Genomic DNA, 12,798 nt, shown 5'->3' on the forward strand with positions numbered 1-12,798 from the left:
TTTGAATATTTATTCAGCGCTGTGTAGGCTCTGGTATATCATAAAACCACATCACATCACGATATGTTTATTGGTTCTAATCTCTGAGACAAAGTCCTCATCATGACTGACTAAAATGAATGCCCCTTTATAAGCATTCAATGCCGCTGCCAAGGTTTGTTTGGACTCAATATCTAGGTGGTTATCTGGTTCATCCAGCAGCAACAAAGGTGAATTAGCAAGGTGACTGACCACCAGCATTGATAGCTTCATTTTTTCACCACCACTTAAATTAGCTACTTTTCGATATACAGAATCGCGCCGGAACCCAATCCCTGCAAGCAAAATCCGTGCAGTATTTTCAGTAAGCTCTTTACTGCTTTTAATTAAGTTCTCTAGCATGGATTCTTCAAGCTTCAGTAGTCCAAAGTGTTGATCCAAATATACTGTTTTTACATTCAGCTCTATTACACCAGAATAGCTTAAATCGTTATTTTGTATTGCTTTCAATAAAGTGGATTTTCCGCATCCATTAGCGCCATTTAAATAACACCGATCAGCGTGAAATAGAATGAGTGAAACCGGTTTCCCAGAGCCATAATACAACTGACAATTTTCGATATTCAATAATCTTCTCTTCTTAATTTGACTTGCTTGTTGCAGATACAAAACTTGTGGTTTCAACACTTCTTTCTGTTGTTCCATAACACGTAATTTTTCTTGATTTCGTTGTAAATGATTCTGTTGATTAATCACTGTCGCAGATCGGCTTTGTGCTGCTTTATCTTTCTTCGCATCCATCAGAACCTTAGGTTGGCTACCCGATTTCCTTATTCTATTACCGTGACGTTCCCGTTGCAGGGCCTTCTCTTTATTCGTTTGGGCTTGACGCTCCACCCTTCTTTGTTCTGCTTTAACGTGAGTAATTTGTCTCTCTAATGCTTCAGCCTGTGTAGAGGATTGCGCTGAATAGGCCTCATAATTCCCTTTGAAAAATCCGAGTCCTAGACTCGTTAACTGATAAATACCATCCACATGACTTAACAAACTTCTATCATGACTCACCAGAAGTATTTGTCCTGCAAATTGTTTAAGCTGATTAATTAGCCATTGCTTACCTTCATAATCAAGGTGATTAGACGGTTCATCTAGCAACAATATTTCGGCGTCCGAATTAAACAATTGATACAGTTGTAGGCGTGCTAATTGCCCTCCACTCAAAGTATGGCAATACGCATTAAGATTAGGGTCGATCTTGAGGGTTTTTAATGTATGTTTTGTTTTATTTTTTATATCCCAATCGTCTCCAATTAAATCAAAATATTCTTGCAAGCAATATCCCTGTTCAATCGCTTTCAAAGCCAACAGTTTATTGCTAATACCTAAGAAGTCCGCAATACGTAAGTCCCCATCCAAAAGGTGAGAAGATATTTGTGAGTAGTAAGCAACTTTACCTTGGCTCGTTACATAACCGTTAACGGGGGTGAGTTTCCTAAGTAATAGAGAAAGAAATACTGATTTTCCAACGCCATTTCGCCCCACTAATCCTGTAAGACGGCTGGTTAAGCTGAAGTTTAAATTTTGAAATAGCCATTCCCCAGTATCGAGCTGAAATGACAGTTGATGTGTACTTAATACAGGCATGAAAATGCCTCCCTTTACGTAATAAAATGTAATAGGGGTTCGCCTTTCTATAAAGATAGATTGGCAAGACGTTACTTAGATACGATCATCGTAGATAAATAGAAATTCAATTACGATAATATATGCAATTTTTGCAAGATAAGAGATGACGAAAGTAACGCCCACTAACCCCGAGTGTCCAAATGATGATATTAATTGGATGTCAGGAAGTTAGTTGTTCATTATGGCGTTAGCTCCAGTAGAAATGATTAATACATTATAGCGATGAACATGATTGGTTGTAAAGTCGCTAAATTAACGGTTTGAGGCCTTAACGACTTAGAATCATCTTGGGAAGTCGTTAAAGCCTTTGTAAAAAAAGTTAAATATAGAATTTTAAGTTCAGAGTGATTCGCTACTAAAATGCAAAAGATGGGGTTTTATAACTGAGAAATGAAGTTGGAAATACTTTGTTGTTTTAAACTAAAAAGGGCTCACGTAGGATGAACCCTTCGATTACGTTCAGCTATAGGTCTAAACTATGATTAAGGCTTAAGATCTACTTTAATTTGATCGACTTGATTAGATAAAGACAGATCTTGGTAGTATTCTTGTTGTGATTTACCTAAGTACAGTTTCTTGTTATTAACTAATTCATCGAGCTTATCTTTAACAACATTACCTGATGCTAGTTTAGCTTTTAGTTCTGTTGCAATACTTGAACTATCAGTTACCTTTTTACCCTCAGTATCGTAGTAACGAACTTGACCAACTTTGGCATCAAACGGGTCACAGTAAGCAGTATCAAGATCGCCACTATCAATGATTTCTTTGTATTTTTCAGCTGTAATGGGTGTTTCTTTATTTTTTGCAAACTGGCTGCCACGAACACACCAATTTACTTGTGTGCCAATGCCTGGGAAATGAGCTGAAATTAAATTGACCGCGTAGTATTGATCTATATCTGTGCTCTTTGGCTTTGCATATTTATCAATAACCTTTCCGCCAACCACTTGATAATCTAGCGTGCTATTGTCAATAGACTCTAAGAAATAGCTATTAACGAACATATCACCAATAGAAATAGAATCAACAGCGCGACCTGTATCCCATCGGTAACTCTTCAGCTGTTCTTTGATTTTACCGCCATCTTTGGTGAAGTGGGTAACATTACTAATAAGGCCAACAAGGGTGTTATTTGTTTTATCTATCTGCCAGGCCGTATAGTTATTTCGGGTCTGTTCTGGTGTGTTATCTTTCGCTTCTGCTTTTGTATGCGTTTGATAACGTAGCTCAGTAATGTCGTTACTTTCTTTATTAATACTGTCGTATTCCTTATCACGTCTAGCTTCACAGTCTTGAAAGTTAGCACCGTAATAGAAATAGCTGATCCAGTCTTTAGCTTCGATCATTTCTTTACTATAAGCGGAATAATCTACAATACCGTTAGCCCCACTAATACCATAGAAGCCTTTCATATCTAAGATCTGTTTCGGTGTAAGCCCACCTTTAAATTTATCGGACCAGCCTAAAGAGTAGATGTTGAAAAGACTAAGCGCACTACTGCAATTTGTGGTATTAAAACGAGCATCAAACGAGTCAGTGAGTGGCATTGCTGCATACCCAGCTAACGCTTTTGTCGCTGAACTATCTGGATTAGCAACGCTACCTTTAACAGCCGATAAAGACATTTGTGGTACGCTAACTTTGGGTTTAGCTGGAGGTGGTGTTTGATCGCCTCCTCCACCACCACAAGCAACAAGTGATGCAGTAGATACGGTAACGAATATTTTTTTCAACATAACTAACTCTTTTTATATTTTGGCTTACTATTAAGCAGTATCAATTTTAATTATTTTTAAATCTTAAGCAATAATTGCTTTGTCAATGTTTGTAATTCCTTGTTACCAATTAAAATAACTCTGCAGCAATATGGTAAACCTTTTCTTGAACTTTTAGTTTTAAATCGGGAGCAACATTATTGTGATCACCGCTGTTAAAAGGAGGCTGCGGATCATACTCAAGTAGTAATTCCATCGCTTTAGCGCGGTTTTCTCCAACCGTTTCGCCAATTAACCTAAAAGCAAAGTCCAAACCAGAAGTTACACCGCCACCGCTAATACGATTACCGTCAATGACAACCCGACTATCGACATATGTAACCTTAGGGAAAGCCTTTAGGGCCTCGGCATATGCCCAGTGTATAGTAGTTTGATAATTATCTATTAAACCCGTTTTGGCCAAGATCAATGCTCCCGTACACACAGAAGTGACATACTTAGCATTACTTCCTACACGCCGTAAAAATTCAATAACAACGTCATCCTGCATTTGTTCTGCAGGGTTAGCTGCACCTGGCACAATCAAAATATCGATGGGAGGACAATGACTGAATCCATAGTTAGGGAGTAGCTCTATTTTTGCATCACACGGTAAAAGACCGAATGTTTTTGCAAACGTAAACGTATTTAACTCTGGTACTAAGGCTAATACTTGTAGGGGGCCATAAGCATCCAGCATGGTCATATTTGGATATAAGAATATACCGACATTGAGCTTATTAGTACTAAGATTCTGTTTAACATTTTTATGTGCCAGTAATGGTTTGTTTTGTGCTGCACTGGTAAAATAACTTGTGCCCATTACACCTAGACCCATAGAACAAGCTAGACCTGTTTTTAAGAAATTACGCCTGTTATCTGTCTCTTTCATTATGGCTTCCACATTTGTTTATTTAGCTGTAGTTTTGCAAATATACACTCAATTGTTCAGATACAATGTAGTAAATATGTTCCAAATGGAACTATCTAGGGTAAATGTTCCACGCGGATAGTTAACTTATTTGCTAAATACGCTAAAATATTTTTGATATGAAGTGACTTTAGGTTTAACCAAGTAAATATTATGCAGAAAGAACAATTAACATCAAATCGTAGTCAAAAACGCATAGTTAAGGCTTTTACCGAATTATTGAGGGAAAAAGATTATTGCGATATATCTGTTGCGATGATTATTGAGAGAGCTGATGTTGGCAAGACAACCTTTTATCGATATTACCAACGTAAATTAGAAGTGTTACTGGCCATGCATGATGGTATTTTTGATCAATTACTCCAGGATTTAACGAGCAAAGATGACTGGTTAAGTAGTGAGGCTCGCCCTTCTGTAAGTCATATGCTGAATATATTTTCTAATAATAGCAATTTTAGACGCCCAATGAATTTTAAGCTCGATAAAGATTGGCCACAAGCATTATTACAACTAAAAACAAAACTTGCTAATTGTATGGCTGTGAAATTAGCAAGCGCTTTAGACGGTTGCTCAATGAAGATCCCTATTAGTGTATTATCGACGTCATTGGCCGCAATATATGTTGAAAGTATAATCCAACTCGTCAAGGGCCTTGTGACATTCAGTGTAAACAAGCAGGCTCTTTATTTACAATATTTGACGAGATCGTTAGTAATAGGAGCAATCGAAAGTTAGGCCGTTAGATGGTTTCGTATAGCCCCAGAGTTGGGGCATTTTATTTTTGATTTAATAAATCTTAAGCGACTACCTCTACCGGCTCTTCATCCAAGTCAAACGAAGCATTAATCAGTTTTTTAGTGTAATCATGCTGAGGGTTATGAAATATATCCTCAGCCGTTCCCTGCTCCATAACGCCCCCTTTTTGCATCACCAATACCCGGTCAGATAGTGCTTTGACGACTGAAAGGTCATGGCTGATGAAGATGAAACCAATGTTATGTTTTATCTGGATCTCTTTAAGCAAGTCAATCACGGTGAGCTGAACAGAGCGATCAAGCGCAGAGGTAGGTTCATCTAACAAAATAAAAGACGGATTCAAGATCAGTGCTCTCGCAATTGCAATTCGTTGACGCTGACCACCCGAAAACTCGTGCGGATAACGATTGATTGAGTTTGGTTCTAAGCGTACTTCTTCGAGCGCGAGACAGGCTTTTTGTAAACGTTCCTTTTTGGACATCAAAGGTTTGTGCACCCTTAATCCTTCAGTAATGATTTCGCCAACTGTCATACGCGGAGACAAAGAGCCGTACGGGTCCTGGAAAACCATCTGTACGTCTTTTTTGAGTTCAAATTTTTCATTATCACTGAGTAAATTGAGATCTTGACCTTTATAGGAGAGATTACCTGTAAAGGGCAACAAGCCAATGATCGCCCGGCCTAGAGTAGATTTACCTGAGCCAGACTCACCGACAATGCCCAAGGTTTCACCTTGCTTCAGTGTGAGTGAAATTCCCTTTACAGCCTCAAAATATTCACACTTACTTGGGATGAAGTGAGATTTAACCAGGTAATGAACGTGAATATTTTCAGCTCTAAGCAGCTCTGTCGCCGTTGTTTTGATTGGCTGTTTTTGACCTTTTGGGATCGAGTTAATTAACATTTTTGTATATTCGTGCTGTGGTTCTCGGAAAAGTAGTCTGGTCTCTCCTTCTTCGACGATCTCACCTTTACACATTACGAGTACTCGGTCTGCAAGGTGTTTAACTACGCCGAGGTCGTGTGTAATAAACAAAATAGCCATGCCCATTTTTTTCTGGATCTCTTTAATTAAATCCAGAACTTCTGCCTGTACCGTAACATCTAACGCAGTGGTCGGTTCATCGGCAATTAAAATGTCAGGTTCATTGATAAGTGCCATTGCAATCATAATACGTTGCAGCTGACCGCCTGAAAATTCATGTGGGAACTTACTGTAAGCTTGCTCTGGATCTGGTAAACGGACGAGAGTAAAAAGTTCCAAAACATGTGCTTTAGCCTGCTTCTTAGATACTTTTCGATGGCACATCATCGCTTCAGCAACCTGAGTTCCTACCCTTAAATATGGGTTTAGAGAGGTCATTGGCTCTTGGAATATCATGCCAATACGGTCGCCTCGGATAGATTGCATTTGACGTTCTGTTTTATCTAAGATCGATTGGCCTTCAAAAATAATGCTCGATTGAGATGAGACGATCCCATTATCCGGTAATAGGCTCATCAAAGCATTGGATGATACAGACTTACCCGAACCCGATTCGCCGACAATAGCCAGCGTTTCACCAGATTTTAAATCAAAATTAACATTTTTCACCGCATCAACCATTCCGTCATTGGTAGTGAAACTGACGGAAAGGTTACGAACTTGAAGAATAGGTTGGTTTAGCATGATAGGTCCTTATCAATTTAAGAGATGCGTTGAATGGTGTGAGTCTGAGGTCACTCTTAACTTAGCAAAGTGATGATGCGCTTTTTGGATATGCTCGTATTGAAGCATCCACTGATCATCGTGTTGGGCGTGACAAAAAGCGCCCATATGGCGTAAAATATCTTCACTTTTATTATCGATAAGTGTAATTGTTCGTTGAACAAGATCACTTGTTTCAAGAGAAATAAATTGAAATAGCGCATAAGACTGGTTTAATGTTGCAAATGCGCGTTTCTGCTGCCCCATTTGATTAAGAATTTCAGACTGTGCGACAGTGGCATCTCTTAATCCTAATAACAAGCATGAAAACTGGCATGGTTTAATATGCTCGTTTTCTAAAGCCTGATGAATATGTATGGGGAGATGGTCTAAAACATCCCCATATAGTTGATGAGCTTCAGGCCAATGGCCCTGTTCCATTAGCTCTTCAGCCCTCAGATAACGCATCCAGCATTGCTGCAATTCCATAATCGACCTCAAATTTATAAGACAAACCAATCTTAATGAGAATTGATATCAATTGCAAATCAAAATCATTCTCGTGGTGAGATGTATCACTAAAATAATAACGTCGCACTAATTATACGTTATTTAATCAATTTTAGAGGCGAATTAAGCTATAAATATCGATAACTAAAACAGAAGCAGGCAATCTAATAATTTACATATTAAGTATAATTCAGCCTTTAAAAAACCAGATTTAAGAACTTAAACTGACTAACCACTTGTAAGTACTTACGTCCAAATTAACTAACTATTTTAGAGTAATATGCTGAAAAAAGGTGACAAAGTTAACAAAATGTAATCAATATAATGTTAATCGCATATCATCCGCCACACACCACTTACCAGTGATATTAACTGGTAAATACATTAATTGGCAGCCTATAACACCTGAGATTAAACTTTTTTGCAGCGCAATGCACCATCACATGCTAACGCCGATTGTTGAGTAAATGTTTATTTATTGCTAATTTATTTTGCCATGGAGCGGGAAATACCATATTGAATAGTGAATTATTCTATTGGTATCGCTTAAATAAGATAAAACATGGATGGAATTGAATATGATCTCTAAGGTTAGTTGCTACTTTGCTGTAATATTAAGCATGTTTACCTCTTCGGCTTTTGCCGCCAGTGAACCAGTCGGGTTTGATAAGGCTGTTGATCAGTTCTTTAATGAAAACCTCAGTTGGTTTGCTAACACTATTTTCACCTCAGTTCCTGTTAATGGGACAAACTTCCCCATAATTGTAGGCTGGTTATTTATTGCGGCCATTATTTTCACATTTTATTTTGGTTTTGTTCAGTTCAAACGTTTTGGTTTAGCGGTTAAGATCGTCAAAGGTGACTTCACAGATCCGAACAAGGACGAACCTGGCCAGGTTTCTCACTTCCAAGCCTTAACAACAGCACTTTCTGGTACAGTCGGACTTGGTAATATTGCTGGCGTTGGTGCAGCGCTCGCCATTGGTGGTCCCGGTGCCACTTTCTGGATGATCCTGTGTGGCCTGCTTGGTATGGCTTCAAAGTTCTGTGAATGTACACTTGGTGTTAAGTATCGTAATGAGCTGCCAAACGGTGAAGTATCGGGTGGTCCAATGTATTACCTGAGCCGAGGTTTAAAAGAACGTGGTTTTGCTGGTCTAGGTAAATTCCTAGCTGTCGGCTTTGCAATTATGACTATTTTAGGCGCGCTCGGTGGCGGCAACATGTTCCAAGGGAACCAAGCGAACGCAATGATTGTACAAGCTCTGGGTATACCTGACGGCTATGGCTGGGTTACAGGCGTTATTTTAGCGATGATGGTTGGTTCGGTTATTATTGGTGGCATGCCATCAATTGCGAAAGTAACAAGTAAATTAGTCCCAGCAATGGCTCTGTTATATATAGGCATGTCGGTTATTGTGTTGGTATCTAACGCATCTATGATTGGCGATGCATTTGCACAAATCATTGAAGGTGCCTTCACTGGTGCTGGTGTTGCCGGTGGTTTTGTTGGTGCATTAATCCAAGGTATGAAACGAGCTACATTCTCAAATGAAGCTGGTGTTGGTTCTGCAGCCATTGCGCATGCAGCAGTAAAAACCAAAGAGCCTATCACTGAAGGTCTGGTTTCAGTACTTGAACCATTCATTGATACCGTGATCATTTGTACTATGACGGCACTGGTTATCACAATTTCAGGTATGAACAATGGTGAACTTAGCGGGGTAACACTCACCGCAGCGGCATTTACTGAAACGGCAGATATATTCCAGTATATCCTGGCAGTAGCTGTTGTTATGTTTGCTTTCTCAACAATGATTTCGTGGTCTTATTATGGGCTTAAGGCTTGGACTTATCTGTTCGGTGAAGGTAAAACGACGGAACTTGTCTATAAAATTATGTTCTGTGGCTTTGTGGTCATAGGTGCAAGTGTTAGCTTTGGCGCTGTGATTGATTTCTCTGATGCGGCTATCTTTGCAATGTCTATCTTCAATATCATCGGTTTGTATTTCTTAATGCCAGTGGTGAAAAAAGAGCTACATTCGTTTATTGCTCGAGTTAAATCTGGCGAAATAAAAGATTACAGCAAAGAAGGTGTACTGGTTTCAAAAGAGATAAATAACTAATTTAATTAATTTCCCCCCGCCTCTTTTAAATAATAAATAGTCCGGTTAATAGTATCAACCGGACTATTTACATCTAAAATATAAACACAAACAATCACTTCTAAAATACCACTCAAATAATAACCCACTATATGTGTGACACATGCTTTAACAAATCAATTATAGGTGCGTATAACTGTTATAATTACTTAGAAATACATATTTATGGACATTAGATAATAGAATTATAAGATTAATTCTATTATACCGATTCGATATATAGCGCTATTATTTATTGTTATATTAATTTTTGAGGAATATAATCCCGACGCTTTCTTTACGCGTAAAGCAAAAGTCATAAGAAAATTACTTACATTATTTTCATGACTGTTGTTGATAATTATATTTAAATAGGTAATAAAATGAAGACGATCTTTAAATGTGCACTACTTGCAACAACTACTATCCTATTATCTGCATGCGGTGGTGGTGGTGGTGGCACTTCAACTAAAGTTGTCTCACCAACTAAACCTATAGTCATCCAATCAGATTTGTATAAAGTGGATGGTCAGGAAGCATTTTTAATGGTTTCTCAAAAAGATAAAACGAAACCAGCAATATTTAGCTATAAAGACTTTAGTTCGGATACTGTAAATACTAGAAAGTTAGTTTCTTTTGGCATATTATCTGACGATAAAGATAAGGAGATAACAGATCAATCATTGATATTTGCGATAGCATATTTCAAAATGCCTAATAGCCAAGATAAAGATAAGTTTGTACATGTTCAAATAAACATAACGGGTACATCCCCATTAAGTCTCGAGTGGGATGGCCATAGTTTTGGCGCTGATACGATAGGTAATATGTCTCGTAGCACTCTAGAAGATTTTCCGGTCAAGTTTGCAGCTGGCACTTGGAAAGATGATAATGATGTCCGCATGACAATCGATAACTCAAATGTGGAAATTTCGACCTCAAGCTGTAACGTGACTGGTAAGTTAGTCAAAGGTGCTGGAAGTACATTTCTTGACATTTCTACAACTTACTCAATAGGCAATATCAACGTCACTCCAGATAATTGCAATGGTATTGATAGTATAGTCATGATGAGCCATAATTCTAATTGGTTTGTGACATTAAATAACAAAAGCCGTGTAGGCGAACTTCATAAATTAATAAGCACAAACGATTAGCTATATACCATCGGTTGCCCCCCACCTTAGCAAGCCTGTTATGGTTTAAATTAACCAATCAAATTCCTGATTTGATTGGTTAAAATTCCAGTTTGATTGTATAATATGTTCTTTTACTCTGTTCAATAAAGAGGCTGTATTACTTGGAAATCAAAGAGTTAAAGGTATTGTTTGATAACGGAGGGTTAAAGTCCGTAACAATTAAACGCGCACCATTAATGGACGGTTATATCTTAATTGCAAACACGACAAATAAGAATGTACATGTGATGACCTCGCAACGTGAAGAATCAAATACACCACGTGCATTTAAGAGTATTGATGCCGCAGCAGCGAATGCACAAAAGATTGGTTTTAAGAAGATAAGTATCGATTTAAGCTAGCTTAAAATATAACTGTATATAAACACAGCTATATTTAAGTCCCCGTAAAAGTAAGACCTCTACGGGGATTTTATTATTGATTCAGTGCTAAATAGGCTGTATTCATTGCAACTAAACGTTCTTTTTCATCCTCTGAAATAAAACTGGCCTCAATGGCATTAAAAGTAAATTGTGCGATTTCTGATTTTGACATGTCGTGCGCATGACTCACTGCCATGAAGTTATCTGTCATATAACCGCCAAAGTATGCCGGGTCATCAGAATTAATCGTAACGCATACATTCTCTCGTAATAATTCAACAATATTATGTTCTTCCATTTTTTCAAATACCTTAAGCTTTATATTTGATAACGGACAAACTGTTAGCGGCGTTCGCAGTGTTGCTAACTCTTTAACTAACGTCTCATCATCAGAACATCGTACACCATGATCAATACGCGTAATTTTCAACAGCGCTAATGCATCGCGAATACTACTCGCCTCGCCTTCTTCTCCAGCATGCGCAACGGTTAAGAAACCTTCATTAATCGCAGCTTTGAAAACACGTTCAAACTTACTGGCTGGGTTACCATTTTCTGACGAATCTAACCCGACGGCGACGATCTTATCTTTGTACTCAAGTGATTTATTTAATGTTATAAATGCCGACTCTTCATCGAGATGACGTAAAAAACACATTATCAATTGGCTTGTAATGCCAAGCTCTTCAACCGCTTGAGATAAGGCGTTATGGATACCGTTAACAACAGTAGCAAAACTAATGCCGCGTTCAGTGTGGGTTTGTGGATCAAAAAATACTTCGGTATGAACAACATTGTCTTGTTTACAACGCAGTAGATAAGCCCAGGTAAGATCGAAAAAATCTTGCTCTGTAATTAATACATTAGCGCCTTGATAATAGATATCTAAAAATGATTGAAGATTATGAAAATTATAAGCATCTCTCACATCTTCGAATGATTTGAAGGGAATATCGATATTATTGCGTGCGGCAAGTTCGAACATAAGCTCTGGCTCAAGCGTGCCTTCGATGTGTAAATGAAGTTCTACTTTTGGTAAATTTTGAATAAATTGTTTCATGATTAAGTTCCTAATAAAATTTATTAAGTACTTCTCTTTAATAACAGACACTACAAAGAGAAAAGTACTAAAGTACTAAACTCTTCGTAATCAGGAATTATTGGTTCCTGGTAGAGACCCCTAATCCATATCATTAGGGTTATACGAAGGGAAACTAATTGCAAAATTGAAATACTGAATTAGCTTGAAACTGATTATACAGAATGTAATTTAGCAAGTCTATGGTTTAAACATAGCAGCTTGGCCACGAAAAGCCCCTCTGTTATCAATAAGATTCCATACCGTTGCATTTTCTATCCAAAAAGTACGTCCCGTAGAGGAAATACGTAAACCGCGATAACCATCAACAAAACCAAACGCTGTGACTCTCTCCAACAAGTCCTGTCTTTCATCACGGTCTAGAGATTTCACAGACTTTCTCGATGGCAAAACAACAAATTCTGACCAGCTAAGTTCAAATGATTTTAATGCCGACTTGTTGCCATAATTAAATATCGGATCACTTTCAGTGCCATGCGATACAACGACAAAGTCAGCGTAAAATAAAGCTTTGCCAATATCGCCATGACGACTATCAATGAGATTTTTACCCGTTAGGCGTTGATAACTTGATATTAATAGATCGGCATGTTCGTGGAGATATCCATTTTCAGAGCTGGGTTGATTCATTGATAAGATCCTTGTTATCTATAAAGAGTCGAGTCAAGAACCTTATTATTACATAACT

The 12,798-nt window shown here is 38.0% G+C and carries 11 protein-coding genes and 1 riboswitch; of the genes, 4 read left to right on the forward strand and 7 right to left on the reverse strand.

The annotated features are described in order from the left end of the window. Positions 1-51 precede the first annotated feature (51 nt). From HWV01_RS11300 to HWV01_RS11310, 3 genes are all read right to left on the reverse strand, one after another. Complete coding sequence (locus HWV01_RS11300; RefSeq protein WP_211671473.1) at positions 52-1,623, reverse strand: ATP-binding cassette domain-containing protein; 1,572 nt, start codon at positions 1,621-1,623, stop codon at positions 52-54. Positions 1,624-2,147: 524 nt separating this feature from the next. Beyond that, positions 2,148-3,404, reverse strand: coding sequence for a hypothetical protein (locus HWV01_RS11305; protein WP_211671475.1), 1,257 nt, complete (start codon positions 3,402-3,404; stop codon positions 2,148-2,150). 109 nt (positions 3,405-3,513) lie between these two features. Beyond that, a complete protein-coding gene (locus HWV01_RS11310; protein WP_249185276.1) occupies positions 3,514-4,314 on the reverse strand; it encodes a DJ-1/PfpI family protein in 801 nt (266 codons plus the stop codon). Positions 4,315-4,506: 192 nt separating this feature from the next. Here HWV01_RS11310 and HWV01_RS11315 point away from each other — a divergent pair, with 192 nt between their 5' ends. After that, positions 4,507-5,088, forward strand: a complete 582-nt coding sequence (locus tag HWV01_RS11315; protein ID WP_211671477.1) for a TetR/AcrR family transcriptional regulator — start codon at positions 4,507-4,509, stop codon at positions 5,086-5,088. Between the two features lie 61 nt (positions 5,089-5,149). Here HWV01_RS11315 and HWV01_RS11320 read toward each other — a convergent pair whose 3' ends face one another. Together HWV01_RS11320 and HWV01_RS11325 are read right to left on the reverse strand one after the other, a co-directional pair. Beyond that, positions 5,150-6,778 carry an ABC transporter ATP-binding protein gene (locus HWV01_RS11320; RefSeq protein ID WP_211671482.1) on the reverse strand — a complete coding sequence of 543 codons (1,629 nt, stop codon included), beginning with the start codon at positions 6,776-6,778 and terminating at the stop codon, positions 5,150-5,152. A gap of 12 nt (positions 6,779-6,790) precedes the next feature. Further along, positions 6,791-7,285 (reverse strand): hypothetical protein, encoded by a 495-nt coding sequence (locus HWV01_RS11325; RefSeq protein WP_211671483.1) that lies wholly within the window; start codon positions 7,283-7,285, stop codon positions 6,791-6,793. 599 nt (positions 7,286-7,884) lie between these two features. Here HWV01_RS11325 and HWV01_RS11330 point away from each other — a divergent pair. From HWV01_RS11330 to HWV01_RS11340, 3 genes are all read left to right on the forward strand, one after another. Further along, positions 7,885-9,432: a sodium:alanine symporter family protein gene (locus HWV01_RS11330; protein WP_211671485.1), complete on the forward strand. Its 1,548-nt coding sequence runs from the start codon at positions 7,885-7,887 to the stop codon at positions 9,430-9,432. 401 nt (positions 9,433-9,833) lie between these two features. Then, the gene (locus HWV01_RS11335) at positions 9,834-10,607 is read left to right on the forward strand and encodes a hypothetical protein (RefSeq protein WP_211671487.1); all 774 of its coding nucleotides are present in this window, start codon (positions 9,834-9,836) and stop codon (positions 10,605-10,607) included. Between the two features lie 143 nt (positions 10,608-10,750). After that, positions 10,751-10,990, forward strand: coding sequence for a plasmid replication protein RepB (locus HWV01_RS11340; protein ID WP_211671489.1), 240 nt, complete (start codon positions 10,751-10,753; stop codon positions 10,988-10,990). A gap of 73 nt (positions 10,991-11,063) precedes the next feature. Here the strand turns inward: HWV01_RS11340 and HWV01_RS11345 are convergent, their stop codons facing one another. Then, positions 11,064-12,071: an adenosine deaminase gene (locus HWV01_RS11345; protein ID WP_211671491.1), complete on the reverse strand. Its 1,008-nt coding sequence runs from the start codon at positions 12,069-12,071 to the stop codon at positions 11,064-11,066. A 67-nt stretch (positions 12,072-12,138) separates the two neighbouring features. Continuing rightward, a riboswitch (purine riboswitch) is annotated at positions 12,139-12,238 on the reverse strand. Between the two features lie 52 nt (positions 12,239-12,290). After that, positions 12,291-12,740: an MEKHLA domain-containing protein gene (locus HWV01_RS11350; RefSeq protein ID WP_211671493.1), complete on the reverse strand. Its 450-nt coding sequence runs from the start codon at positions 12,738-12,740 to the stop codon at positions 12,291-12,293. Positions 12,741-12,798 lie beyond the last annotated feature (58 nt).

Source organism: Moritella sp. 5 (genome assembly GCF_018219455.1).
Lineage (GTDB): Bacteria > Pseudomonadota > Gammaproteobacteria > Enterobacterales > Moritellaceae > Moritella.

Excerpts from the sequence above, each read along its gene's own strand:
- HWV01_RS11335 (WP_211671487.1), top strand. The coding sequence starts at position 9,834 with ATGAAGACGATCTTTAAATGTGCACTACTTGCAACAACTACTATCCTA.
- HWV01_RS11310 (WP_249185276.1), bottom strand. The coding sequence starts at position 4,314 with ATGAAAGAGACAGATAACAGGCGTAATTTCTTAAAAACAGGTCTAGCT.
- HWV01_RS11315 (WP_211671477.1), top strand. The coding sequence starts at position 4,507 with ATGCAGAAAGAACAATTAACATCAAATCGTAGTCAAAAACGCATAGTT.
- HWV01_RS11320 (WP_211671482.1), bottom strand. The coding sequence starts at position 6,778 with ATGCTAAACCAACCTATTCTTCAAGTTCGTAACCTTTCCGTCAGTTTC.
- HWV01_RS11345 (WP_211671491.1), bottom strand. The coding sequence starts at position 12,071 with ATGAAACAATTTATTCAAAATTTACCAAAAGTAGAACTTCATTTACAC.
- HWV01_RS11325 (WP_211671483.1), bottom strand. The coding sequence starts at position 7,285 with ATGGAATTGCAGCAATGCTGGATGCGTTATCTGAGGGCTGAAGAGCTA.
- HWV01_RS11350 (WP_211671493.1), bottom strand. The coding sequence starts at position 12,740 with ATGAATCAACCCAGCTCTGAAAATGGATATCTCCACGAACATGCCGAT.
- HWV01_RS11300 (WP_211671473.1), bottom strand. The coding sequence starts at position 1,623 with ATGCCTGTATTAAGTACACATCAACTGTCATTTCAGCTCGATACTGGG.
- HWV01_RS11305 (WP_211671475.1), bottom strand. The coding sequence starts at position 3,404 with ATGTTGAAAAAAATATTCGTTACCGTATCTACTGCATCACTTGTTGCT.
- HWV01_RS11330 (WP_211671485.1), top strand. The coding sequence starts at position 7,885 with ATGATCTCTAAGGTTAGTTGCTACTTTGCTGTAATATTAAGCATGTTT.